23 protein-coding genes are annotated in these 23,672 nt (G+C 68.2%); 16 read left to right on the forward strand and 7 right to left on the reverse strand.

Annotated elements, in window-relative coordinates; translation table 11 throughout:
* Positions 1-9: 9 nt before the first annotated feature.
* The 3 genes from AB0E69_RS25030 to AB0E69_RS25040 all read right to left on the reverse strand — a co-directional run bounded on the left by AB0E69_RS25030 (position 10) and on the right by AB0E69_RS25040 (position 1,937).
* Positions 10-405, reverse strand: coding sequence for a hypothetical protein (locus AB0E69_RS25030; RefSeq protein ID WP_360150577.1), 396 nt, complete (start codon positions 403-405; stop codon positions 10-12).
* Between the two features lie 109 nt (positions 406-514).
* The gene (locus tag AB0E69_RS25035; protein ID WP_360150580.1) at positions 515-1,093 is read right to left on the reverse strand and encodes a nicotinamidase; all 579 of its coding nucleotides are present in this window, start codon (positions 1,091-1,093) and stop codon (positions 515-517) included.
* Positions 1,094-1,157: 64 nt separating this feature from the next.
* Positions 1,158-1,937 (reverse strand): SDR family oxidoreductase, encoded by a 780-nt coding sequence (locus AB0E69_RS25040; RefSeq protein WP_360150583.1) that lies wholly within the window; start codon positions 1,935-1,937, stop codon positions 1,158-1,160.
* 192 nt (positions 1,938-2,129) lie between these two features.
* On the opposite strand from AB0E69_RS25040, the gene AB0E69_RS25045 reads away from it, so the two are divergent.
* The 3 genes from AB0E69_RS25045 (at position 2,130) to AB0E69_RS25055 (ending at position 6,340) form a co-directional block, all read left to right on the forward strand.
* The gene (locus tag AB0E69_RS25045) at positions 2,130-3,677 is read left to right on the forward strand and encodes a fibronectin type III domain-containing protein (RefSeq protein WP_360150585.1); all 1,548 of its coding nucleotides are present in this window, start codon (positions 2,130-2,132) and stop codon (positions 3,675-3,677) included.
* Positions 3,678-4,267: 590 nt separating this feature from the next.
* Entirely contained in the window at positions 4,268-5,032 is a 765-nt protein-coding gene (locus tag AB0E69_RS25050; RefSeq protein ID WP_360150588.1) for a sulfite exporter TauE/SafE family protein, read from the forward strand.
* Positions 5,033-5,101: 69 nt separating this feature from the next.
* A complete protein-coding gene (locus AB0E69_RS25055) occupies positions 5,102-6,340 on the forward strand; it encodes an FAD-binding protein (protein ID WP_360150591.1) in 1,239 nt (412 codons plus the stop codon).
* 1 nt (position 6,341) lies between these two features.
* On the opposite strand, the gene AB0E69_RS25060 is transcribed toward AB0E69_RS25055, so the two are convergent.
* Complete coding sequence (locus tag AB0E69_RS25060) at positions 6,342-7,034, reverse strand: cache domain-containing protein (RefSeq protein ID WP_360150594.1); 693 nt, start codon at positions 7,032-7,034, stop codon at positions 6,342-6,344.
* A gap of 1 nt (position 7,035) precedes the next feature.
* Complete coding sequence (locus AB0E69_RS25065; protein WP_360150597.1) at positions 7,036-7,779, reverse strand: FCD domain-containing protein; 744 nt, start codon at positions 7,777-7,779, stop codon at positions 7,036-7,038.
* Between the two features lie 108 nt (positions 7,780-7,887).
* Here AB0E69_RS25065 and AB0E69_RS25070 point away from each other — a divergent pair, with 108 nt between their 5' ends.
* From AB0E69_RS25070 to gabT, 6 genes are read left to right on the forward strand one after another with little or no spacing between them, the layout of a single operon-like run.
* On the forward strand, positions 7,888-9,324 hold the full coding sequence (locus tag AB0E69_RS25070; RefSeq protein ID WP_360150600.1) for an aminobutyraldehyde dehydrogenase: 1,437 nt from the start codon (positions 7,888-7,890) through the stop codon (positions 9,322-9,324).
* The gene (locus tag AB0E69_RS25075) at positions 9,321-10,403 is read left to right on the forward strand and encodes an ABC transporter ATP-binding protein (RefSeq protein ID WP_360150603.1); all 1,083 of its coding nucleotides are present in this window, start codon (positions 9,321-9,323) and stop codon (positions 10,401-10,403) included. The genes AB0E69_RS25070 and AB0E69_RS25075 overlap by 4 nt, the downstream gene beginning before the upstream one ends.
* A 9-nt stretch (positions 10,404-10,412) precedes the next feature.
* Positions 10,413-11,618, forward strand: a complete 1,206-nt coding sequence (locus tag AB0E69_RS25080; protein ID WP_360150606.1) for an ABC transporter substrate-binding protein — start codon at positions 10,413-10,415, stop codon at positions 11,616-11,618.
* Positions 11,615-12,463: an ABC transporter permease gene (locus AB0E69_RS25085; RefSeq protein ID WP_360150609.1), complete on the forward strand. Its 849-nt coding sequence runs from the start codon at positions 11,615-11,617 to the stop codon at positions 12,461-12,463. Before AB0E69_RS25080 ends, AB0E69_RS25085 begins: the two co-directional genes overlap by 4 nt.
* Complete coding sequence (locus AB0E69_RS25090) at positions 12,463-13,272, forward strand: ABC transporter permease (protein WP_360150612.1); 810 nt, start codon at positions 12,463-12,465, stop codon at positions 13,270-13,272. Before AB0E69_RS25085 ends, AB0E69_RS25090 begins: the two co-directional genes overlap by 1 nt.
* Positions 13,269-14,579, forward strand: a complete 1,311-nt coding sequence (gene gabT, locus AB0E69_RS25095) for a 4-aminobutyrate--2-oxoglutarate transaminase (RefSeq protein WP_360150615.1) — start codon at positions 13,269-13,271, stop codon at positions 14,577-14,579. Before AB0E69_RS25090 ends, gabT begins: the two co-directional genes overlap by 4 nt.
* On the opposite strand, the gene AB0E69_RS25100 is transcribed toward gabT, so the two are convergent.
* Positions 14,573-15,025, reverse strand: a complete 453-nt coding sequence (locus AB0E69_RS25100) for a MarR family transcriptional regulator (protein ID WP_360150618.1) — start codon at positions 15,023-15,025, stop codon at positions 14,573-14,575. The genes gabT and AB0E69_RS25100 overlap by 7 nt on opposite strands.
* Entirely contained in the window at positions 15,022-16,356 is a 1,335-nt protein-coding gene (locus tag AB0E69_RS25105) for a nicotinate phosphoribosyltransferase (protein WP_360150621.1), read from the reverse strand. The genes AB0E69_RS25100 and AB0E69_RS25105 overlap by 4 nt, the downstream gene beginning before the upstream one ends.
* Positions 16,357-16,405: 49 nt before the next feature.
* Between AB0E69_RS25105 and clpS the strand changes: the two genes are divergently transcribed.
* From clpS to AB0E69_RS25140, 7 genes are all read left to right on the forward strand, one after another.
* Positions 16,406-16,693, forward strand: a complete 288-nt coding sequence (gene clpS, locus AB0E69_RS25110) for an ATP-dependent Clp protease adapter ClpS (protein ID WP_360150624.1) — start codon at positions 16,406-16,408, stop codon at positions 16,691-16,693.
* Entirely contained in the window at positions 16,690-17,241 is a 552-nt protein-coding gene (locus AB0E69_RS25115) for a DUF2017 domain-containing protein (RefSeq protein ID WP_360150627.1), read from the forward strand. Before clpS ends, AB0E69_RS25115 begins: the two co-directional genes overlap by 4 nt.
* A 422-nt stretch (positions 17,242-17,663) precedes the next feature.
* A complete protein-coding gene (locus AB0E69_RS25120; protein ID WP_360150630.1) occupies positions 17,664-18,803 on the forward strand; it encodes a serine hydrolase domain-containing protein in 1,140 nt (379 codons plus the stop codon).
* A gap of 131 nt (positions 18,804-18,934) precedes the next feature.
* Positions 18,935-19,609 carry a hypothetical protein gene (locus tag AB0E69_RS25125; protein ID WP_360150633.1) on the forward strand — a complete coding sequence of 225 codons (675 nt, stop codon included), beginning with the start codon at positions 18,935-18,937 and terminating at the stop codon, positions 19,607-19,609.
* A gap of 31 nt (positions 19,610-19,640) precedes the next feature.
* Positions 19,641-22,142 (forward strand): isoleucine--tRNA ligase, encoded by a 2,502-nt coding sequence (ileS, locus tag AB0E69_RS25130; RefSeq protein ID WP_360150636.1) that lies wholly within the window; start codon positions 19,641-19,643, stop codon positions 22,140-22,142.
* A 14-nt stretch (positions 22,143-22,156) separates the two neighbouring features.
* Positions 22,157-22,681, forward strand: coding sequence for a DUF5915 domain-containing protein (locus AB0E69_RS25135; RefSeq protein ID WP_360150639.1), 525 nt, complete (start codon positions 22,157-22,159; stop codon positions 22,679-22,681).
* 9 nt (positions 22,682-22,690) lie between these two features.
* Positions 22,691-23,668 carry an aldo/keto reductase gene (locus tag AB0E69_RS25140; protein WP_360150642.1) on the forward strand — a complete coding sequence of 326 codons (978 nt, stop codon included), beginning with the start codon at positions 22,691-22,693 and terminating at the stop codon, positions 23,666-23,668.
* Positions 23,669-23,672 lie beyond the last annotated feature (4 nt).

Genomic DNA, 23,672 nt, shown 5'->3' on the forward strand with positions numbered 1-23,672 from the left:
TCCACTCGGTCATCGGGCTGTTGACCCGCCGATCGTTACTGCGGCGACCAGTGCGGCGGCGGCCAGGCCCAAGTACATCCGGCCGTCGCTCGGGCCGTACTGCAATAGCCCGGCCAGCCCGAGCACCACCGCGACCGCTGTGCCGATCGGTAGTTCCTTGCCGAGGTGGAACTTCACGGCGAACACGACGACAGTGACCAGCACGGCAAGTGCTCCGGCGAGGAGGCCGATGCCGAGGGCCCAGAGGCCTTCCAGGCAGTCCGGCTCGCCCTCGCACCGTTCCGCCGCCCAGAGTCGGTCGATCCCGACCATCATGACGTACGCCGCGGCAAACCCGACCGCGCCCGCTGCCACCAGGCTGACGCCGGCCAGCGCCCACCAGTTCCTGCGCCTCTTCTCCACCATGACAGCAAGCTACGGACCGCGACACCCCCTCCACCTGAGGAGAACTACTCAACCTGGCCAGGTGGACCAGCTCGTTGCCAAGCGCAAGGGACTGAGCCGGGTATGCCGGTTAGGTGACGGTGATGCCGGCGTTGCGGAGGTCGGCCAGGGCTTGGGCGGTGCTGGCCGGGGCGACGCCGGCGGTCAGCCCGGTGAGAACCGTCGTACCGAAGCCTGCCTGGCACGCGTCGAGGGCGGTGGCGCGGACGCAGTAGTCGGTGGCGATGCCGCAGACGTCGACGTCCGTGACGCCCTTGCCGCGCAACCAGTCGGCGAGTGCGTGGCCGCCTTCGTGGGACTTCCCCTCGAAGCCGGAGTAGGCGGCCGCGTACTCGCCCTTGTCGAAGATCGCGTCGAACGGCTGCGGGTCCAGGTTCGGGTGGAAGCTCACGCCGTCGGTGCCGACGACGCAGTGCCGCGGCCAGGAGTCGACGAAGTCGGGATGCGAGGAGAAGTGGTCACCCGGGTCGATGTGGTGGTCCCGGGTGGCCACGACGTACTTGTACTGCCGGTCCTCGGGCTCGGCCTCGTGCCACTTGTGCAGCAGCTCGCCGATCCGGAACGCCACGTCTGCGCCACCGCTGACGGCCAGGCTCCCGCCCTCGCAGAAGTCGTTCTGCACATCCACCACGATCAGTGCCCGAGCCATCGCGCCGCTCCTTCATCGGGGGACTCCTGAGCCCCACGGTACAAGCGTCCGCGCCGGTTTGCTGTCAGGCGGGCAGCAGGCTGCCGCCGGTGACGCGCAGGATCTGGCCCTGGATCGCCTTCGTCCGCGGCGAGGTCAGGAACAGGATCGCGTCCGCGAGCTCGGTCGTCTCCGGCAGGTGCCGCGCGCTGAAACCGGCCGCGATCCGGTCGAGCGCCGGCCGGGGGATCACCCGGTGCGCGCCGTTCTCGAGCGTGATTCCCGGCATCACGACGTTGACCAGTACGCCGTCCGCGCCGAGGTCGTGCTGCACGCTCGCGACGAGTCCGTGCAGTCCCGCCTTGGCCGCGCTGTACGGCCACGATCCCGGCATGCCGCGCTCGGCGAGGTCCGTCGAGATCAGCACCAACCGGCCGTGGTCCGATCGCCGCAGCGCCGGCGCGACCTGCTGCACGAGGTGGAAGTTGCCCTCGAGGTTGGCCCGCATGATCGGCACCCACCACTCCGGCGACCCGTCCTCGACCTTCGTCGGCCGCTCGTCGAACCCGGCGTTCCCCCAGTTCACCGCGTTCCCCACGACCACATCCAGCCCACCCCACCGCTCCACGGTCGACGCCACAGCCGCCACGATCGTCTCCGGCGCGCCCAGGTCCATCGGCACGACGTACGCCGTACCACCCGCCGCCTCGATCTCCTCCGCAACCCCCTCCGCCGCGTCCTTCCGCGAGTTGTAGGTGATCGCGACCCGCGCCCCCTCCCGCCCGTAGGCGACTGCCGTAGCCCGCCCGATCCCCGAAGACCCACCCGTCACCAACACCGCCACACCGTGCAAACCCAGGTCCATGAACTATCCTCCATTGATACTTAGTCGGCTAATCAGAAAACTTAGCCGACTAAGTAAATGCGTGCAAGCGGAGGCGGTGCCGGGGTGAGCGTGCGCCTCGGCGGTAGATGACACGTACACACCTGATGCGATGCGGATAAATGCCCACAGTTATGGTGTGATGGCGCATTGTCACCACGCTCGGGGGAGCTCATGAAGAAGGTTGTGCTGGGAGTTGCCACGGCCGCGGCCGTGGTCGCTGCGGCGTTGGTGCCGGCCGGGCCGTCAGGGCCGTCAGCGCAGGCGGCCATGTCGACGGCGCACAGCTCACCGCCGGGCTTCGCGTCGGCGTTGTCGGCGGTCAAGCAGACCTCCTGGCAGACGAACGCCAGCGTGAACGCGCTCGCCGTCGCCGGGAACGTGGTGTACGCCGGTGGACTGTTCACGCGGATCCGGCCGCCGGGCCACAAGGCCGGCGTGGGGGACGCGGCGCGGAAGTACTTCGCGGCGTTCAACCGGACCACCGGTGCGCCGACCCGCTTCGCGCCGGCGGTGAACGGGCCGGTCTGGAGCGTCGCCACCTCGGCGAACGGACGGTGGCTGGTGATCGGCGGTGACTTCACCACCGTCGACGGCGTACCGCGGCCGCATGTCGCGATGTTCAACGTGGCCACCGGCAAACTGGTGGCCGGCTGGCATCCGGCGGTCAACTACCGGGTCGCGGCGATCCGGATTGCCGGCAGCACGGTGTACCTCGGTGGCTCGTTCGGCAAGGTGAACAAGGTGACGCGCAACAACGTCGCCGCGGTCGCGATCGGCACCGGTGCACTGCTGCCGTGGAACCCGGATGCGGACGACGACGTGCACGCGCTCGAGGTCTCCACCGACGGCAGCCGGGTCTTCGTCGGCGGCGCCTTCACCGAGATCGGCGGGCGGGACGACCATGCGCTGGCGATGCTGAACCCGACGACCGGAGCCGCGTACGCGATGCCGGCCGCGGCGGCGATCCCGGAGCCGACGCCGGGCTGCGACAGCCGGGTCAAGGACCTCGAGGTCCAGGGGACGAGGGTCTTCGCGTCGAACGCCGGCAGTGGTCGCGGCTGCTACGACGGCGTACTCGCGGCCGACGCCCGGACCGGCAAGCTGATCTGGCAGAGCCACTGCCTGGGCGCGACCGAGGCGATCAAGGCGATCGGCAACTGGCTCTACAAGGGCTCGCACGCGCACGACTGCCGCCAGGACGGCGCGTTCGGTGACGGGACCGGTATCCACCACCTGCTCGTCTACAGCACGATCACCGGCAAGCTCGGCCCGTGGTTCCCGAACACCGACGCGGGCGGCGCGACCCTGGTCGGCCCGCTGGCGTTCGCGTCCGGTGGCAACGACCTCTGGGCGGGTGGCGACTTCACGACGGTGAACGGCGTACCGCAGCAGGGACTGACCCGCTTCAACAACGTCCCCGGCGGCGCGCGCCCCGGGCTCCCGGCGAAGCCAAAGGTGGCGAGTTCGCGGGTGCACAAGGTGACCATCAGCTTCAGCACGGTGGTCGACATCGACAACATCGCGCTGACCTACCTGCTGTACCGCGGGCGCACCCGGATCGGCATCTGGTCGCGATCGTCGTACTCATGGAAGAAACCGGTCATCACCACCGTCACCGACGCCGGCCTACCGTCCGGTCAAAACCTGACCTACCGCCTCGAGGTCACCGACGGCCACAACACCCGCACAAGCACCGCCGCCACGGTGCGGGTCCGCTGAGTCGGTTAGGTTCAGTAGACCCGGCTGTGCTTCAAGGAAGAAAATAAAGAAGAAGAGATTTAGAGTGGTGGCCGGCTCGGCGGTCGCGCGGAGGTTCGTAAGGTTTGAGTGATCTTCAAGAACAGGAAGAACAAAGAAAAGAGGAAGAGAATAAAGGAAGAGATTTTAGGGTGGTAGTTGGCTCCGGTGACCGACTTGGAGATTGACCGCGGGACCTGACTCCATGGTCTGCGGTCGGCCCACCGTCTGTGGCCGGCCTTCGAGAAACTCCAATTCTTCAATAACGGTGGGTCGATCTGTGTTCTGACCCGCTGGCGGCACCCGGACAAATCTCCGGCGGGCCGCTGAAGCTAGCCACTACTCTGAATTTGTTCTTCTCTCTGCACTTTTCCTGAAAGCTGAAACTTCTGAATAACCGTCGTCTCTGATCTTTCCTGTTCTCTTACCTCGAAGGTCTGTATATTCTCTGAAGGTTATTCAGAAGTCGCGAGTAGTAGCACCCGGACAAGCCGCCGGCCGGCCGCCGGAGCCGGGGACCGCTCTAAATCTCTTCTTCTGATCCCTTCGCGGAGCGTAATAAGGTCGTCGGCATGACCGGGCCTGAGCACCTTGCTGTTGTTGCGGCTGGGTTGGGGGCGGGTGTGTTGACCTCGACGGTTGGTGTCGCGTCGTTGGTCAGCTTTCCGGCGTTGATTGCGCTTGGGATCCCGCCGGTGGTTGCCAATGCGTCCAATACTGTCGGCCTGTTGCCGGGGGCGTTGAGCGGGTCGTTCGGCTATCGGCGTGAGCTGCGCGAGGTCTCGCGGGCGACCACGATCGTCGTCGTACTGACCTGTGCGATCGGCGCGATCGGCGGCGCGGCGCTGCTGCTTGCCCTGCCGCCAGGTGTGTTCGCGGCCGCCGCACCCTGGCTGATCCTCTTCACCTGCCTGATCGTCGGCGTCCAGCCGTGGATCTCCCGGTGGCTCCGGTCGCGCCACGACCAGCCGCACGGCACCCGCACCCGGATGACGCCGGCGACCACCTTCTTCGCCGCGATCACCGGCGTGTACGGCGGCTACTTCGGCGCCGGCGCAGGCGTGATGATGATGGCCGTGCTCGGCCTGGGCCTCGACCTCGAGTTGCGCGTCGTCAACGCGCTCAAGACGCTCGCGCTGCTGGCCGCGAACCTGGTCGCGAGCGTCATCTTCGTGTTCGTCGCTGACCTCGACGTGACCGCGATCGTGCTGCTCGCGGCCGGCTCGGTCGTCGGCGGGTACGCCGGCTCGCACATCGGCCGCCGGCTGCCGAGCGGCCTGCTCCGCCTGCTGATCGTGATCGCCGGCGTCGTGGCCGCCGTCCTGATGCTGCGTTAGACGTACGCCCACCGCTCGCACCGTGGGACCTGCTGACCGAGTGTCCAGACGTGTGCGAGGCTGGCTCGCATGACTGGTGAGGTGCGGAACTGGGCGGGCAATGTCGCGTTCTCCAGCGAACTGTTGCGGCCGGAGTCGATCGACGAGTTGCAAGAGCTGGTGGCAGCCGCGGAGAAGGTCCGCGTCCTGGGCACCGGGCACTCGTTCAACCGGATCGCGGACACGACCGGGACGCTGGTCACCGTCCAGGACCTGCCGAAGGTGGTCGACATCGGCGAGCGTGGCGTGACGGTCTCGGCCGGTCTGCGGTACGGCGAGATCACGGCCGCTCTGCAGGCCAAGGACCTCGCGCTGCACAACCTCGGCTCGCTGCCGCACATCTCCGTCTCCGGTGCCTGCTCGACCGGGACGCATGGCTCCGGCGACGGCAACGGACCCCTCGCCGACGCCGTCAACTCGATCACGTTCGTGACCGCCGACGGCGAGCTGACGACGCTCGACCGGGACGACGCGGACTTCGACGGTTCGGTTGTCTCGCTCGGGGCGCTCGGCGTGATCGTGAGCCTGACGCTCGACGTACAGCCGTCGTACCAGGTCAGCCAGGTCGTGTACGACGGGATGCCGGTGGACCGGCTCAGCACCGACTTCGACGCGGTGATGGGGAGCGCGTACAGCGTCAGCGCCTTCACCGACTGGCTCGACCCGGACGTGATGGTCTGGCGCAAGCAGCGCGGCCACCACCCGATCGAGCCCGACTGGCTCGGCGGGCACCTCGCCGACCGGCCGCGGCACCCGATCAAGACGATGCCGGCCGACTACGCCACCCAGCAGGGCGGGATGCCCGGCCCGTGGAACGAGCGGCTCCCGCACTTCAGGCTCGAGTTCACCCCGAGCAACGGCGACGAACTGCAGTCGGAGTACTTCGTCGCGCGCGAGCGGGCGGCCGAGGCGTTCGACGTACTGCGGACCCTGGGCAACCAGTTTGCCCCGGTGCTGCAGGTGTCGGAGGTGCGGACCGTCGCCGCCGACGAGCTGTGGCTCAGCCCGAGCCAAGGCCGCGACACCGTCGCGCTGCACTTCACCTGGATCCAGGACGAGGCCGCCGTTCGCCCGGTCGTCGTCGCGATCGAGGACGGGCTCGCGCCGCTGGACGTCCGGCCGCACTGGGGCAAGGTCTTCGCCGCCGACGCCGCCACGCTGGCGGAGCGCTACCCGAAGGTCCCCGACTTCATCGCGCTCGCCGCGAAGTACGACCCCGAGGGCAAGTTCCGCAACGACTACCTGGACACGTTCCTGCCCAGGCCGTGAGCTAGGCCGTGAGCTCGACCACCGAGAGCGGGAGGTCCTCGATCCGGTACGCCGGGAGCTCGGTGCGGAGCAGCGTGCCGCTGACGTGGCGGGCGCTGTTGCTGAGCACGATCCGGCCCTGATCGTTGACGATGGCAACCTTCCGGTGGGTGGCCCGCAAGCACGGCAGGACCGCCTTCTCGAAGGTGAACACGCGCACGTCCGCGCCCGCCACCCCCACGAACCGGTCCTGGACCACGACCGGCACGGTGAAGGTCAGCGTGTAGTCGTCGGTGCAGAGGTAGTCGACGTACGGCCCGGTGATGTACCGCCGGCCGGTCCGCTGCGGTACGTCGAACCACGGCAGCGACCCGTAGTCGTAGAAGTTCTCGCCCCGCGGATCGGTGTCGACGAGCAAGCGCTCGGCCACGCCGTTGCTCCGCATGAACCACTCCAGCCACCACCGCGAGTCCGCCAGCGCATCCACCGCGGCCACGAACCCGGCCCCCTGAATCAGCCCCGCGGGGTCCTCGAGCGCAGGCCGGATGACCGCAAGCAGGCCGGCAAGATCCGCCCGTTTCGCTGTCGAGTCCTGGGCGAACACCGCCTGAGCCTCGGAACCGATCAGGTTCGCCAGGCCGAAAGCACCTTCCACGACCGACTCGACCACCTCGAGCACAGTCTCCAGCCCGGCATCCAGCGCCAACGAGTCCATATCAGTCCTCCAACGCCAGTCTGAGGTCGATGAGCCGCGCCGTCGAGTCGGCCACGCGCTCCTCGGCCGCGGCCCGCGCCGCGTCGCCGTCGGTCCGCGCGATCGCGTCGACCACCTCCCGGCAACTGGCGACGGTACGCCGATGGCTCTCGTCGTCACCGAATGCGAGCCAGAGCAGCGTGCCTACCTCGGCCTGCAAACTCACCTCGGCCCGGTAGAGCCGGGTCGACTGCGCGGTCGCCGCCACCTCGATGTGGAACTGCGCATCGGCCCGTCTGCGCGCGCCCACGCCCTCCGCGTGCTCCAGACTGTCGCAGACCGCGGTCAGCCGCTGGGCGTCATCGGGCGTGGCCCGCTCCGCCGCCAGCCGCGCCGCCGTACCCGCGATCGCGCTGTAGTGGTCGCCGAGGTCGCGGAGCTGGGCCAGGCTGAGCTCGGCCAGCCGGTCGCGCACGATCGCGATCGAGATCTCGTCCTGTGCGCGGACGAAGCTGCCGCCGCCGCGACCGCGCCGGGTGTCGATCAGGCCGCGCAACCGCAGCGACGAGAGCGCCTCGCGGATCGTGGTCGTGGAGACGCCGAAGATCCCGGCCAGGTCGGACTCGCCCGGGAGCTGCTCGGCGTCGGGGAGCAGGCCGAGTGCGATCGCGTCGGTCAGTCGGCGCGCCACGAGTTCCGAGCGGCTCAGCGTCTCGAGCGGTGCGAACACCGCCGCCGCGCCACTGCCGTAGAACCGCAGCGCCATCTCCCCACCTCTCCTCGGCCACAAGTTCAGGACATTGTCACCGATCCCTTGAACTTTAACATCTGATTTCATATGTTTACCGCCAACCAGCGTCCCGGGGAGAGCCTGATGCGAACAGTGCGGAACCTGATCAACGGAGAGCCCCGGGATGCGCGCAGCGGCGCGACCAGTGAGCTCGTCGACCCGGCCACCGGCAAGGTCTTCGGGACGGCGCCGCTCTCGAGCGAGGACGATGTCGACGCGGCGTATCAGGCCGCGGCGGCCGCCGTACCTGCTTGGGGAGGGATCACGCCGGGCGAGCGGCAGCGGATGTTGCTGAAGTTTGCCGACCTGGTCGAGGCGCGCGGAGACGAGTTGGTCGCGGCCGAGTCGCAGAACACCGGGAAACCGCTCGAGCTGACGCGTACCGAGGAGCTCGCGGTGATGGTCGATCAGCTGCGGTTCTTCGCCGGGGCTTCACGGATGCTGGAGGGCAAGTCGGCGGGCGAGTACCTGGCCGGCCACACGTCCTGGGTGCGGCGGGAACCGATCGGGGTCGTCGGACAGGTGTCGCCCTGGAACTACCCGATGATGATGGCGGTCTGGAAGATCGGGCCGGCGCTTGCCGCGGGCAACACGCTCGTGCTGAAGCCGGCCGAGACCACGCCCGTCACCACGGTGATGCTGGCGGAGATCGCGGCCGAGGTGTTGCCGGCCGGGGTGTTCAACGTGGTCTGTGGGGATCGGGCGACCGGTCAGGCGGTGGTCGCGCATCCGACGCCGGGGCTGGTCAGCATCACCGGATCGACGCGCGCGGGGTCTGAGGTCGCGTCGACGGCTGCCCTGGATCTCAAGCGCACGCACCTGGAGCTTGGCGGCAAGGCCCCTGCTGTGGTGTTTGCCGACGCGGATCTGGCCGCGGCTGCCGAAGCTATCGGGGTCGGCGGGTACTTCAATGCCGGCCAGGACTGTACGGCGGCCTGTCGGGTGCTTGTCGAGGCGTCCGTGCACGACGAATTCGTTAGAGCGTTGGTGGACTGGGCGACTGCGAACGCACGCCCAGGACTGCCTGATGACGGAGACGCCTTGTTCGGGCCGTTGAACAGCAGTTTGCAGCTCGATCGAGTGCGGGGGTTCCTCGCACGGATGCCTGCGCATGGGTCTGTGGTGCTGGGTGGGGAGCGGCCTGGCGGCGCACTGGCCGACGGGTTCTTCCTCGAGGCGACCGTGGTGACCGGTCTGCGGCAGGACGACGAGATGATTCAGGACGAGGTGTTCGGGCCGGTCATCACCGTGCAGGCCTTCGCCGGGGACGAGGAAGCGGTCCGGCTGGCGAACGGGGTCCGGTACGGGCTCGCGTCGAGCGTCTTCACGTCCGACCACGCGAGAGCCTTGAGAATGTCCCGGGACCTCGATTTCGGCTGCGTCTGGATCAACACGCACATCCCGCTGGTGGCCGAGATGCCGCACGGCGGCTTCAAGCACTCCGGCCACGGCAAGGACCTGTCGATGTACGGCGTCGAGGACTACACCCGGGTGAAGCACGTGATGTCGGCGATCGGATGAGCTCGTTGACCACCTCCCCGGCAGAGCCCGCGGTGCAGACCGCCGCGGTGAGTCTGCGCGGGTTGCGGAAGACGTTCGGGGACGTGACCGCGGTGGACGGGATCGACCTGGACCTGGCCGAGGGCGAGTTCTTCTCGATGCTCGGCCCGTCCGGTTCGGGCAAGACGACGGTACTGCGGATGATCGCGGGCTTCGAAGTACCGACGGACGGCCGGGTGCTGCTCGGCGGCGTCGACGTCACCGAGCAGGCGCCGTACGCGCGGGACGTGAACACGGTCTTTCAGGACTACGCGCTGTTCCCGCACATGAGTGTGCTGCAGAACGTCGAGTACGGGTTGCGGGTCAAGGGTGTCGAGCGGAAGTCGCGCCGTACCCGGGCGGTCGAGGCCTTGGAGACCGTGCAGCTGGCCGGGTACGGCGATCGGCGGCCGAGTCAGCTGTCTGGTGGCCAACGGCAACGAGTCGCGCTGGCGCGGGCGCTGGTCAACCGGCCCAAGGTGCTGCTGCTGGACGAGCCGCTCGGTGCGCTCGACCTCAAGCTGCGGCGCGAGATGCAGATCGAGCTGAAGGCGCTGCAGCGCGACGTCGGCATCACCTTCGTCTTCGTCACCCACGACCAGGAGGAAGCGCTGACGATGAGCGACCGGATCGCCGTGTTCAACGGCGGCCGGATCGAGCAGCTGGCCGCGCCGGCCGAGCTGTACGAGCACCCGGCGAGCGCCTTCGTCGCCGGGTTCGTCGGGACGTCGAACCTGCTCGAGGGCGAGGTCGCGGCCGCGATCCTCGGCACCGCGGGCCTGTTCACCGTCCGGCCGGAGAAGATCCGGCTCGAGCCGCACTCCACGGCTGACGGAGCGGCCGAGCCGGGGAGGTGCACAGCGGCCGGGGTGGTCCGTGAGGTGGTGTACCTGGGCTCGGCCACGCAGTCCGTGGTCGACCTGGACGCCGGGGGGTCGCTGATCGTCCTGCAGCAGAACCAGCAGGGTTCCGTGCAGGACAAGCTCGAGCTGCGAGGTGCGCGGGTCCGGCTCAGCTGGCACCGCGAACACACGGTTGCGATCCCGCCCCAAACCCCTTAGGAGCTGTCGATGAAGAAGATCGGTGTGGCGGCCGGCCTCGCGCTGCTCGCCTTGCTGGCGGCGTGCGGCACCTCCGGAGGCTCGTCCTCCGGCGGTTCGGGCGGTGCCGCGGCCGGCGGGTTCACGCCGCCGGACCTGAAGAAGCTGGACAAGCTCGGCACCGGCGAGGGCAAGCTCAGCGTGCTCGCCTGGCCCGGGTACGCCGAGGACGGCTCGAACGACCCGAAGGTCGACTGGGTCACGCCGTTCGAGAAGCAGACCGGCTGCCAGGTGACGGTGAAGACGTTCGGTACGTCGGACGAGGCTGTCAGCCTGATGAAGACCGGGCAGTACGACGTGGTCTCGGCGTCCGGTGACGCGTCGCTGCGGCTGATCGCGGGCGGACAGGTGGAGCCCGTGAACACCGATCTAGTGCCGAACTACGCCGACGTCTACCCGTTCCTGAAGAACCGGCCGTGGAACTCGGTCAAGGGCCAGATGTACGGCATCCCGCACGGGTACGGCGCTAACCTGCTGATGTGGCGGACCGACAAGGTGACGCCGGCGCCGACCTCGTGGGGCGTGGTGTTCGACGCGAGCTCGCCGTACAAGGGCAAGGTGACGGCGTACGACTCGCCGATCTACATCGCGGACGCGGCGATGTACCTGATGGCGAGCAAGCCGGACCTCGGCATCAAGAACCCGTACGCGCTCGACGACAAGCAGCTCCAGGCCGCGGTCGACCTGCTGAAGACGCAGAAGACGCTGGTCTCGGAGTACTGGTCGGACTACCTCAAGGCCACGCAGGCCTTCCAGAGCGGCAACACCGTGGTCGGCACGACCTGGCAGGTGATCGCGAACCTGGCCACCAGCGAGAAGATCCCCGTCCAGGCAACCGTCCCGACCGAGGGCGTCACCGGCTGGTCGGACACCTGGATGGTCAGCGCCACCTCGAAGCACAAGAACTGCGCGTACCTCTGGATGAACCACATCATCAGCCCCTCCGCGAACGCGGCGGTGGCAGAGTACTTCGGTGAGTCTCCGGCGAACGGCAAGGCCTGCGCGATGACGGTGGACAAGAGCCACTGCACGGCGTACCACGCGGGTGACGCGGCCTACGCCGAGAAGATCTGGTACTGGACCACGCCGATCGAGCAGTGCCTGGACGGCCGCACCGACGTGAAGTGCACCGACTACAGCAAGTGGACGCAAGCCTGGACGCAGATCAAGGGATGAGCACCCTCTACCGGCACCCTAAAGCCCGCCTGGGGCTGTTGCTCGGGCCGCCGATGTTGTGGCTCGGGGTGGCGTACCTGGGGGCGTTGGCGGCGTTGTTCGTCACCGCGCTCTGGACGCAGAACGGGTTCACCGGGCAGATCGAGCGGGTGTGGACGCTGGACAGCTTCCGGACGCTGTTCACGGTCGACGTCTATCGGACGATCGCGCTGCGGACGATCGGGGTTGCCGTGCTGGTGACCCTGATCGACGCGGTGGTGGCGTTTCCGATCGCTTTGTACATGTCGAAGGTGGCCGGGCCGGGGTTGCGGCGGTTCCTGCTGGTGGCGGTGCTGATGCCGTTGTGGGCGAGCTACCTGGTCAAGGCCTACGCGTGGCGCGGGATGTTCTCCGAGGGCGGGCTGGTGTCGTCGGCGTTCGAGGCGATCGGGCTGAAGTCGCCGGGGTACGGGCTGGCGGCAACTGTGGTGACGTTGGCCTATCTGTGGTTGCCGTACATGATCCTGCCGATCTACGCGGGGCTCGAGCGGCTGCCGGACTCGTTGCTGGAGGCCTCTTCCGATCTTGGCGGCCGGACGCTGCAGACCGTACGGCGGATCGTCGTACCGACGGTGATTCCGGCTGTGGTGGCCGGGTCGATCTTCACCTTCAGTCTGACGCTGGGCGACTACATCGCGGTCCGGATCGTCGGTGGGACCAATCAGCTGCTCGGCAACGTTGTCTACGACAACGTGGGATCCGCCAACAACTTGCCGTTTGCCGCGGCGGTCGCGACGGTGCCGGTCGTGGTGATGCTGGTGTACCTGGCGGCGGTTCGCCGTACCGGAGCGATGGAGAGCCTCTGATGACGATCTCCCGATCGACCCGGATCGTGCTGCGGGTGCTGACCGCGGTGATCCTCGCGTTCATCTACGTCCCGCTGCTGCTGGTGCTGGTGAACTCGTTCAACGTGAACAAGACGTTCGCCTGGCCGCCGCGCGAGCTCACGCTGGACTGGTGGCGGCGGGCGGCCGAGAGCCAGGGTGCGCTGGACGCGCTGTGGGTGAGCGTGCGGGTCGGGCTGGCGGCGACGGTGATCGCACTGGTGCTCGGGACGATGATCGCCTTTGCTCTGCAGCGGTTCGCGTTCTACGGGCGCGACGCTGTCTCGCTGCTGGTGATCCTGCCGATCGCGTTGCCGGGCATCGTGACCGGGATCGCGCTGAACAACGCGTTCCGGACGTTGTTCGGGTGCGAGCTCGGCTTCGTCACGATCGTGATCGCGCACGCGACGTTCTGCATTGTCACCGTGTTCAACAATGTGATTGCTCGACTACGGCGGACCGGGGTGTCGCTGGAGCAGGCCTCGGCCGATCTCGGTGCATCCGGGTTCACCACGTTCCGGCTGGTGACGTTTCCGATGATCCGGTCGGCGCTGCTGGCCGGGGCGTTGCTGGCGTTCGCGCTGTCGTTCGACGAGATCATCGTGACCACCTTCACGGCCGGCGCGCAGGTGCAGACGCTGCCGATCTGGATCTTCAACAACCTCTTCCGGCCGAACCAGGCACCGGTGGTCAACGTGGTCGCGGCCGCGCTGATCGTGTTCTCGGTGCTCCCGGTCTGGCTGGCGCAACGACTCTCTGGCGACGCGGAATCCTTGGGGGCTGGACGATGACGGTGACGCAGGAACGGAAGCTGGTCACGGAGATCCCGGGGCCGCGGTCGGTGGAACTCCTGGAGCGGGTCCGGCGGTCGGTCGCGCGCGGGATCGGGATCACGCTGCCGGTGTTCGTCACCGACGCGGGTGGCGGCATCGTGGTGGATGCCGATGGCAACCAGTTGATCGATCTCGGGTCCGGGATCGCGGTCGTCAACGTCGGGAACGCGGCGCCGGCGGTGGTCGCGGCGGTGCAGGAGCAGGTGGCGCGGTTCACGCACACGTGCTTCATGGTCACGCCGTACTCCGGTTATCTCGAGGTGTGCGAGGCGCTGGCGCGGATCACGCCGGGGGACTTCGAGAAGCGGTCGGTGCTGCTGAACTCGGGGGCCGAGGCGGTCGAGAACGCGGTGAAGATCGCGCGGTCGTACACGAAGCGGGACGCGGTGGTGGTGTTCGACCACGGGTACCACGGGCGGACGAACCTGACGATGGCGATGACGGCGAAGAACATGCCGTACAAGGACGGGTTCGGGCCGTTCGCGCCCGAGGTCTACCGGGTGCCGACGTCGTACCCGTTCCGCGACGGGCTGAGCGGGCCGGAGGCGGCGGCGCGGTCGGTCGCGATGATCGAGAAGTACGTCGGGGCGTCGAACGTGGCGTGCGTCGTCCTGGAGCCGATCCACGGCGAGGGCGGCTTCGTCGTACCCGCCCCCGGCTTCCTGCCGGCGGTCGCCGCGTGGTGCGCTGCCAACGGGGTCGTGTTCGTCGCCGACGAGATCCAGACCGGCTTCGGGCGGACCGGCGACCTGTTCGCCTGCTCCTACGAAGGCGTCGTACCCGACCTGATCACGCTGGCCAAGGGCATCGCCGGCGGTCTCCCGCTCGCAGCCGTCACCGGCCGAGCCGAAATCATGGACGCCCCGCACGTCGGCGGCCTCGGCGGCACCTACGGCGGCAACCCGATCGCCTGCGCCGCCGCCCTGGCCGCGATCCAAACGATCGAGTCCGAGGACCTCCCCGCCCGAGCCCGCGACATCGGCAACCTCATGCTGCCCTTCCTCCACGACCTCGCCACCCGCCACCCGGTCATCGCCGACATCCGCGGCCGAGGCGCCATGCTTGCCATCGAACTAACCACCAACGGCCAACCAGACCCCGCCACCACCACCCAAATCGCCAAAGCCTGCCACGCCGAAGGCTTGATAGTCCTCACCGCCGGCACCTACAACAACGTCCTCCGCTTCCTCCCACCCCTGGTCACACCCCCACACCTCTTACGTGAAGCCCTCGGAGTCATCGCCAAGGTCTTCGAGGCCTACTGAGGCTCGAGGGTGGTGGTGATGGTCCAGAGGAGGTTGCGGATCAGGCGGCGGTCTTCGGGGGTCAGTTTGGAGAGGGCTCGGCGGCCGGCTCGGTCGTAGACGTCCTGGACGGTGTGGGCGAGCTCGGTGCCGCGGGCGGTGAGTTCGATGCCTACCTGGCGGGCGTCGGTGCTGCTTTTCACCCGGCGGACCAGGCCGGCGGCCTCCATCCGCTGGGTGGTTTTGGTGGCGGTCGGCACCTCGACGTCCAGGACCTTCGCCAGCTGGGCGACGGGAAGCGACCCGTGGTGCAGCAGCTTCGCGAGGACCAGCTCCTGACCAGTGTGCAGACCGGTCCCGACCAGTTCCTCTGCCACCGCCTTCCGCGCCGCCCGGTCCGCGAACCGCAGCGCGACCAGCACATCAGCCCCCGAAGCGGGCGCGTCGACCGGCCACCCGGTGCTCACGTGTGGCTCCGGGGCAGGAACGGGTTGCGCGCGTCGAAGTCACCGACGTACTCCGTCGGGATCGCCGGCTCGCCCCGGCTGAGCTGGCTCGCGTACCGCGGCAGCTCGTCGCGGACCTTGAAGTGATGCGCCTGCGACTCCGCCGGCGTCGTACGCCCGACGATCTTCCCGCCCTCGACCAACGTCTTCATCAGCGGCCGGTCGTCCCCGTCGTCCTCCGGCTGCTCGCCGACACCGATCAGCTCCACCTCAGCGACCCCACTCGCCGACCGCCGTCGCAGCGCCCACTTGCGGCCGCCGATCGAGATCTTGTCCGGGCTCTTCTTCGCCACCGGCAGCAGCGCGCCGCTCGCGTCCTCGCGCGCCACCAGCTTGTATACAAACCCACAGGTCGGATACCCCGACCCGGTGACCAGCGACGTCCCCACGCCATAACCGTCGACCGCCGCCGGCGCCAGCGCCGCGATCTGGAACTCGTCCAGGTCGCTGGTCACGATGATCCGCGTCTTGGTCGCCCCGAGCGCGTCCAGCTGCTCGCGGACCTGCCCGGCCAGCGACGGCAGGTCGCCGGAGTCCAGCCGTACGGCGCCCAGCTCGGGCCCGGTCAGCTCGATCGCGGTCCGCACCGCCTCGGCGACGTCGTACGTGTCCACGAGCAGCGTCGTACCCTTGCCGAGGGCATCGACCTGGGACCGGAACGCGTCCCGCTCCTGGTCGTGCAGCAGCGTGAACGAGTGCGCCGCCGTACCCGCGCTCGGGATGCCGAACCGGCGGGCTGCCTCCAGGTTCGACGTGGTGCTGAAGCCCGCGATGTACGCCGCCAGCGCCGCCGCGACCGCGGCCTCCTCGTGGGTCCGGCGCGAGCCCATCTCGATACAGGGCCGCCCACCGGCCCACCAGGTCATCCGGGACGCCGCCGAGGCGACCGCTGAATCGTGGTTCAGGATGGACAGGAACACGGTCTCCAGCAGCACCGCCTCGGCGAAACTCGACTCCACCACGAGGACCGGGGAGCCAGGAAAGAAGATTTCGCCGTCGGCGTAGCCGGAGATGTCGCCGGTGAACCGATAGTCCGCCAGCCAGTCCCGGGTAGCCTGGTCCACGACGCCGCGATCGGCAAGGAAGGCGATCGTCTGCTCGTCGAAGCGGAACCGCTCGAGCGTGTCGAGCAGCCGGTTGACGCCGGCGACCACGCCGTACCGGCGGCCGTCCGGCAGCCGGCGGGCGAACAGCTCGAAGACCGAGCGGCGCTGCGCCGTGCCGTCGGCCAGGGCGGCCTGCAGCATCGTCAGCTCGTAGTGGTCCGTGAGAAGTGCCGTCGAGTGGGTCACAAGAGCAGCCTATTGCGAGACGCGGACCGATGATGGAGAGAATGGACGAGTGACCACCGCACCAAGCGAGCTCGAGAGCCCCGAGGTCGACGAGGCGATCAAGCTGAGCCCACCCTGGGTGACCATCGTCTGGAACGATCCGGTCAACCTGATGGACTACGTCACGTTCGTGTTCCAGACGTACTTCGGCTACTCCAAGGAGAAGGCGGAGAAGCTGATGCTGCAGGTCCACCAAGAGGGCAAGTCGGCGGTCTCGAACGGCAACCGCGAGGCGATGGAACGCGACGTCGAAGCCATGCACTCCTACGGCCTCTGGGCCACCTGCGAGAAGTCGTGACCCGCTTCCGGAAGCGCCGCAAGACCGTCGTCGTCAGCTTCGCCGAGCACGAGGCGGACATCCTGGCGAACCTCCTCCGCAACCTGGTCGAGCTCCTGTACGACGGCATGCCGCCGCGCGCCGCCGCATCCTCGGACCCGCTCGCCGACCTGCTCGACTCGGACGGCCCGACGTCGCCGCCCGAGGATGTGGTGCTTCAGCGGCTGCTGCCGGACGCCTACAAGGCCGACGACATGGCGTCGTCGGAGTTCCGGCGCTTCACCGAGCGGGGGCTCCGCGAGGGGAAGGTGACGGACGCGAAGCGTGTCCTGTCGGCGCTGGAGGAGTCGGGCGCCGACGAGATCGCCCTGGAGCCCGACGAACAACTCTCCTGGCTGCGGGCGTTGAACGACCTCCGCCTGGCCATCGGCACCCGCCTCGACATCAAAGACGAAGACGACTACACCACCTGGGAAAAACTCCCCGAAGACGACCCCCGCCGCCTCACCTACGACCTGTACGACTGGCTCGGCTACCTCCAATCAGCCCTCCTCCACAACATCCGCTAAACCCCGGGGACACCGCCCAAAGGACACCGCCTCCGGCGGCGGCTGACTATTGGCGCCTCCAGCGCGGGCGCGGCTTGTGGTGTGGCGCGGAGGTGGGCGGCGGAGGTGGGTGTGGACAGTCAGGGCAGTGGTTGGGGCCGCAGTGGATGCGGAGGACTGTGGACGCCCTCTTCGGCGGCTGATTTCAGTGGGTGCGCGACTCGGGGGTGACGTGCCGAGGTGGGTGGTTGTGGATTGGTGAACTGCGAAGGGCATCGGCTCCGGTCGGTTGCGCGTGCTCGTGGGGAGTGGCTGTCGGCTGCTGCCAGTAGCCTCGGTGCGGTGCGCGGGCGGCTGGGTCGGCGTGCGGACGCCGACAGGATGTGGAGTAGGTCGTGACCATTGGTGGGTTTTCGTTGAGGCGGTTGGGGCGGGTGCGGGGGGTGCTCGAGCGGCAGCTTGATGGTGGGTTTGTGCCGGGTGTTTTGGCTGTTCTTGCGCGGCGTGGGGACGTGCATGTTGAGGCGACGGGGGCTCTTGCGTTCGAGGGTGCGGGCTCGACGGTGCCGATGGCGGGGGACACGATCGTTCGGATGACGTCGATGACGAAGCCGATTGTGGCGGCGTGTGCGATGACGTTGGTTGAGGACTGCACGCTGCGGCTTGACGACCCGGTCGACGAGTTTCTGCCGGAGCTGGCGGACATGCGGGTGCTCGCCGATCCCGGCGGGCCGCTTGAGGACACCGTGCCGGCTGCGCGGGCGGTCACCTTGCGAGATCTGCTGACGTTCACCTTCGGCTCCGGCGTGGTCCCGGCCGAGCCGGGAACCGTCCCGATCGCCGATGCGCTGGAACTGGAGGATGCGCCGCTGGACGAGTGGGTGGGTCGGCTCGGTGCGCTCCCGCTGGTTCATCAGCCGGGTGAACGGTGGCTGTACCAGACAGGCTCCGTCGTGACAGGTGCGCTCATCGCACGGGCCACCGGCAGGTCGTTCGGGCAGGCCTTGCAGGAACGGCTTTTCGAGCCGCTCGGGATGAAGGACACCGCCTTCAGCGTGAGCGCGGACCGCCTCGACCGGATGGCGACAGCGTACGAGCGCGACAGCGCCCCGACAGGCGAGGCGGTCGTCGCAGACCACCCCGACGGGCGGTGGAGCGTTCCGCCGACGCTCGAAGATGGTGGCGGCGGGCTCGTCTCGACCGCCGACGACTACCTCGCGTTCGCGTCGATGCTGCTCGCAGGTGGCACCTATCGGGGCGAGCGGGTGCTCTCGCGGCCGTCGGTCACGCTGATGACCAGCGATCACCTGACTCCGGCACAGCGGGCGGTCTCGGGCTTCAGACCGGGGTACTTCGACACCACGAGCTGGGGTTTCGGAGTGGGGGTCGTCACCGACCGCACACATCTCGGCCCCTCCGCCGGAAGCTACGGCTGGAACGGCTTCTTCGGCACCTCCTGGTACAACGATCCGGCCGAGGACCTGACGGCGATCTTGATCCTGCAGCGGGCGCACGCGGGTGACCCGCAGTTGCCGCTGCAGAAGGACTTCTGGACCAGCGTCTACCAGGCGATCGACGACTGACGGTTGCGGATTGTAACGAAATGATGGTCAGAGTTACTTTCCGTTGGGTTGGGGGTGGTGTCGGTCTTCGCTGAGGGTTAGCTTGCTGGCGGATCTCGAGGGGGGCTCGGGGACCAGGGGGAGGAACTGCCATGTCTCAGCAATATCCGCAATACCCGCCGCCGCAGCAGCCGTACGGGCGTGATCCGCAGCAGCCGCAGTACCAGCAGCCGCAGTACCAGCAGCCGCAGTACCAGCAACAACCGCAGTACCAGCAGCAGCCGCCTTATCAGGAGCCGCAGTCGGCGAGGCAGGCGGTTGCTGGCGGGGCGGGGAAGAAGCCGTCGGGGCGGGGTGTGCGTATTGGCTGGAGTGTGTTGGGTGGGTTGGCTGTGTTCGCGGTCGGTGCCGCCATTGGTAACGCAGGGGCGGGGAGTGACCCGGCCGCTGCGGGGTCGCCCGCGGCGACGGTGACTGTTACTGCGCCGGTTGCGGGGCCTGCGGCGCCGCCGGTGACGGTTACTGCGCCGCCGGTGACGGTGACCAAGCCTGCGCCGCCGGCCAAGACTGTGACTGCGCAGCCGCCGCAGGCGGCGGTGGTGATGTCGGGGGACGGGACGTACGAGGTCGGGGTCGATATCAAGCCAGGGAAGTACAAGACGGCCGGTGGCGAGGGGTGCTACTGGGCTCGGCTGGCGAACCTGTCGGGCGGTATCGACTCGATTCTTGCGAACAACATCAGCAACGGCCCGCAGACCGTGACGATCAAGAAGTCGGACAAGGCGTTCGAGACTGCGCGGTGTGGTGATTGGCGCAAAGCGGGCTGATGCCGGGTGACGGCCGCATAGCATGCGGTGGGTGAGTTATCCGAGGGTTGGGGTGCCGGATTTCCCGGAGGTCGAGCGTGGGGTGCTCGCGTACTGGGAGCGGGACGGGACGTTTCGGGCGTCGTTGACGGGCGCCGAGGAGTTCGTCTTCTACGACGGGCCGCCGTTTGCCAATGGGTTGCCGCACTACGGGCACTTGCTGACCGGGTACGTGAAGGATGTCGTGCCGCGGTACCGAACCATGCGGGGATTTCGGGTCGAGCGGCGGTTCGGGTGGGACACGCATGGGTTGCCGGCTGAGTTGGAGGCTCAGCGGGTGCTGGGGCTGAAGACGAAGGCCGAGATTCTCGCGCTGGGGATCGAGGAGTTCAATGCTGCTTGCCGGGCGTCGGTGCTGAAGTATGCGGACGAGTGGCGGGCGTACGTCACCCGGCAGGCGCGGTGGGTCGATTTCGAGCATGACTACAAGACGCTCAACGTCGACTACATGGAGTCGGTGATCTGGGCGTTCAAGACGCTGTACGACAAGGGCCTGGTGTACGAAGGGCTTCGAGTCCTGCCGTACTGCTGGAACGACGAGACCCCGCTGTCCAACCATGAGTTGCGGATGGACGACGACGTGTACCAGCCGCGGCAGGACCCCTCCGTGACGATCGCGGTGGAGCTGGAGACAGGCGAGCGGCTGCTCGCCTGGACCACCACTCCCTGGACCCTCCCCAGCAACCTCGCGATGGCGGTCGGGCCAGAGGTGGACTACGCAGTGGTCGAGCTCGACGGTCGGGAGACGATTCTGGCCGAGGCCCGGCTCGACGCCTACGGGTATACCGACGTGGTGCGCAGGATGAAGGGCGCCGACCTGATCGGCCGCCGCTACGCCCCGCTGTTCGACTTCCTGGAAGGTACGCCGAACGCGTTCCAAGTGATCGCGGCCGATCACGTCACCACCGACGACGGTACGGGCGTGGTGCACCTGGCGCCGGCGTACGGCGAAGAGGACCAGCTCGCCTGTGACGCCGTCGGGATCCCCACGATCCTGACCATCGACGACGGCGCCCGATTCACGTCCGTCGTGCCGCCCTACCTTGGAATGCACGTCTTCGAGGCGAACCGGCCGATCATCCGCGATCTCCGGGCCGCCGGCAACCTCGTGCGGGAGGACAGCTACGTACACAGCTACCCGCACTGCTGGCGGTGCCGGCATCCCCTGATCTACAAGGCGGTGTCGAGCTGGTTCGTCGAGGTGACGCGGATCCGCGACCGGATGGTCGAGCTGAACGAGCAGATCACCTGGGTGCCGGAGCACGTGAAGCACGGTCAGTTCGGCAAGTGGTTGTCGAACGCGCGGGACTGGTCGATCAGCCGGAACCGGTTCTGGGGTTCGCCGATCCCGGTCTGGCGGTCGGACGATCCGGCGTACCCGCGGGTCGACGTCTACGGCTCGATCGCGGAGCTGGAGCGGGACTTCGGCGTCCGGCTGACCGACCTGCACCGGCCGTACGTCGACGAGCTCACCCGGCCGAACCCGGACGACCCGACCGGGCGATCGACGATGCGCCGGGTGCCGGACGTGCTGGACGTGTGGTTCGACTCCGGGTCGATGAGCTTCGCCCAGGTGCACTACCCGTTCGAGAACGAGGACTGGTTCGAGAGCCACTTCCCGGGCGACTTCATCGTCGAGTACATCGGGCAGACGCGCGGCTGGTTCTACACCCTGCACATCCTGGCGACGGCCTTGTTCGACCGGCCGGCGTTCTCGTCCTGCCTGAGTCACGGCATCGTGCTCGGCAACGACGGGCAGAAGATGAGCAAGTCGCTGCGCAACTACCCGGACGTCTCGGAGGTGTTCGACCGCGACGGCGCCGACGCGATGCGCTGGTTCCTGATGTCGAGCCCGATCCTGCGCGGCGGCAACCTCGTCGTCACCGAATCCGCCATCCGCGACGGCGTCCGCCAGGTCCTGCTGCCGCTGTGGAACGCGTGGTCGTTCTTCACGCTGTACGCCAACGCATCTGGCACGACGGGCTCCTGGTCGCCTGACTCCCCGCACGTGCTGGATCGCTACATCCTCGCTCGGCTGGAGAGTTTGGTGACAAACACCCAGGCTGCGCTCGACCGCTACGACATCGCCACGGCTTGCGATGCAGTCCAGGGCTATCTCGACGTCCTCACCAACTGGTACATCCGTCGCTCGCGGGACCGCTTCTGGACCGGATCCCAGGACGCGATCAACACGCTCTACACAGTCCTCGAAGTGCTGTGCCGTACGGCGGCGCCGCTGTTGCCGCTGGTCACCGAGAACATCTGGCGTGGTCTTACCGGTGACCGCTCTGTGCATCTGGCCGAATGGCCTACCCCAACGGACCTCCCCGCAGACCCAGGACTCATCAAACAGATGGATGCCGCTCGGGAGGTGTGTTCGGTGGCGTCATCGATTCGGAAGGCGGTGGGGATTCGGGCTCGCCAGCCGCTCCGCAGCCTGACTGTGGCGACGGACGTCGATCACCGGGACCGGGCGGTCGAACGACGGCTCTGACCGCGCTCACCCCGTTGATCGCCGCGGAGGTCAACGTCCGCAACGTCGTGCTGAGTGCCGAGCACGCGGAGGTATCTCAGCGGCTGACTGTCAACGCCAGGGCGGCGGGCCCGCGGCTCGGGCGGGATGTCCAGCAGGTGATCAAGGCGTCCAAAGCCGGGGACTGGTCCGTCACCGACGGAGTAGTGGTTGCTGGAGGCATCGAGTTGCAGGACGGCGAGTACACACTGGAGACCACGCTCGCGGATGGGCACGAGGCGAGTGGACTGCTCCCCGGCGGTGGTTTCGTGGTGCTTGACACGACCATCACACCAGAGCTCCAAGCTGAAGGGATTGCGCGGGACGTCGTGCGGGCGGTTCAGCAGGCGCGGCGGGATGCGGGCTTCGAGGTGACCGATCGGGTCCGGGTGACGGTGTCCGCCGACGCGACCACCGCGGCCGCGGTTCAGACTCACCGTGAGCTGATCATGGGCGAGACGCTGGCGACCGACCTGCAACTGACCGAGGGCGGCGAGCTGACGGTCAGCGTGACTGCTTAGGGTTGCGGCATGGAGACGCGAACGCTTGGCCGGACCGGTCGTGATGTCGGAGTTGTCGGGCTCGGTGCGTGGCAGTTGGGCGCCGACTGGGGTTCGGTGGACGAGAGCGACGCGCTCGCCGTACTCCGGACCGCCGTCGAGGGCGGCGTGACCTTCATCGACACCGCGGACGTGTACGGCGACGGCCGCAGCGAGCGGCTCGTCGGCCAGGTCCTGAAGGCGTACGACGGCCTGACCGTGGCGACCAAGATGGGCCGCCGGGTCGAGCAGGTCCCGGAGAACTACAACCCGGCCAACTTCCGCGCCTGGAACGACCGCTCCCGGACCAACCTCGGCGTCGACACGATCGACCTCGTCCAGCTGCACTGCCCGCCGACCCCGGTCTACGCGACCGACGCGGTGTTCGACGACCTCGACGCGATGGTCGACGCGGGCCGGATCGCGGCGTACGGCGTCAGCGTCGAGACCTGCGCCGAGGCGCTCACCGCGATCGCGCGCCCGAACGTCGCCTCCGTCCAGATCATCCTGAACGCGTTCCGCCTGAAGCCCCTCGACGAGGTCCTTCCGGCGGCCCGGGAAGCCGGCGTCGGCATCATCGCCCGCGTCCCGCTCGCCAGCGGGCTGCTCTCCGGGAAGTACGACGAGAACACCGTCTTCGGCGCCGACGACCACCGCACGTACAACCGGCACGGCGAAGCCTTCGACGTCGGCGAGACCTTCTCCGGGATCGACTTCAGCACCGGCCTGGAGGCCGTCCGCCGGCTGATGCCATGGCTCCCGGCCGGCGCCACGATGGCCCAGTTCGCGCTCCGCTGGATCCTCGACCAGCCCGGCGTCTCGGTCGTCATCCCTGGTGCCCGCAACCCCGAGCAGGTCGCCGGCAACATCGCCGCCGCCACGCTCGCCCCGCTCACCGAGGACCAGCTCACCGCGGTCCGCGAGATCTACGACGAGCTGATCCGTCCCCAGATCCACGACCGCTGGTAACTGT

Origin of the sequence: Kribbella sp. NPDC026611 (genome assembly GCF_040638345.1) — a bacterium.
GTDB lineage: Bacteria > Actinomycetota > Actinomycetes > Propionibacteriales > Kribbellaceae > Kribbella.

What these genes read in the sequence shown, in the direction of transcription:
- AB0E69_RS25030 (WP_360150577.1), bottom strand. Translation starts at nt 405, where the DNA reads ATGGTGGAGAAGAGGCGCAGGAACTGGTGGGCGCTGGCCGGCGTCAGC.
- AB0E69_RS25035 (WP_360150580.1), bottom strand. Translation starts at nt 1,093, where the DNA reads ATGGCTCGGGCACTGATCGTGGTGGATGTGCAGAACGACTTCTGCGAG.
- AB0E69_RS25040 (WP_360150583.1), bottom strand. Translation starts at nt 1,937, where the DNA reads ATGGACCTGGGTTTGCACGGTGTGGCGGTGTTGGTGACGGGTGGGTCT.
- AB0E69_RS25045 (WP_360150585.1), top strand. Translation starts at nt 2,130, where the DNA reads ATGAAGAAGGTTGTGCTGGGAGTTGCCACGGCCGCGGCCGTGGTCGCT.
- AB0E69_RS25050 (WP_360150588.1), top strand. Translation starts at nt 4,268, where the DNA reads ATGACCGGGCCTGAGCACCTTGCTGTTGTTGCGGCTGGGTTGGGGGCG.
- AB0E69_RS25055 (WP_360150591.1), top strand. Translation starts at nt 5,102, where the DNA reads ATGACTGGTGAGGTGCGGAACTGGGCGGGCAATGTCGCGTTCTCCAGC.
- AB0E69_RS25060 (WP_360150594.1), bottom strand. Translation starts at nt 7,034, where the DNA reads ATGGACTCGTTGGCGCTGGATGCCGGGCTGGAGACTGTGCTCGAGGTG.
- AB0E69_RS25065 (WP_360150597.1), bottom strand. Translation starts at nt 7,779, where the DNA reads ATGGCGCTGCGGTTCTACGGCAGTGGCGCGGCGGCGGTGTTCGCACCG.
- AB0E69_RS25070 (WP_360150600.1), top strand. Translation starts at nt 7,888, where the DNA reads ATGCGAACAGTGCGGAACCTGATCAACGGAGAGCCCCGGGATGCGCGC.
- AB0E69_RS25075 (WP_360150603.1), top strand. Translation starts at nt 9,321, where the DNA reads ATGAGCTCGTTGACCACCTCCCCGGCAGAGCCCGCGGTGCAGACCGCC.
- AB0E69_RS25080 (WP_360150606.1), top strand. Translation starts at nt 10,413, where the DNA reads ATGAAGAAGATCGGTGTGGCGGCCGGCCTCGCGCTGCTCGCCTTGCTG.
- AB0E69_RS25085 (WP_360150609.1), top strand. Translation starts at nt 11,615, where the DNA reads ATGAGCACCCTCTACCGGCACCCTAAAGCCCGCCTGGGGCTGTTGCTC.
- AB0E69_RS25090 (WP_360150612.1), top strand. Translation starts at nt 12,463, where the DNA reads ATGACGATCTCCCGATCGACCCGGATCGTGCTGCGGGTGCTGACCGCG.
- gabT (WP_360150615.1), top strand. Translation starts at nt 13,269, where the DNA reads ATGACGGTGACGCAGGAACGGAAGCTGGTCACGGAGATCCCGGGGCCG.
- AB0E69_RS25125 (WP_360150633.1), top strand. Translation starts at nt 18,935, where the DNA reads ATGTCTCAGCAATATCCGCAATACCCGCCGCCGCAGCAGCCGTACGGG.
- AB0E69_RS25140 (WP_360150642.1), top strand. Translation starts at nt 22,691, where the DNA reads ATGGAGACGCGAACGCTTGGCCGGACCGGTCGTGATGTCGGAGTTGTC.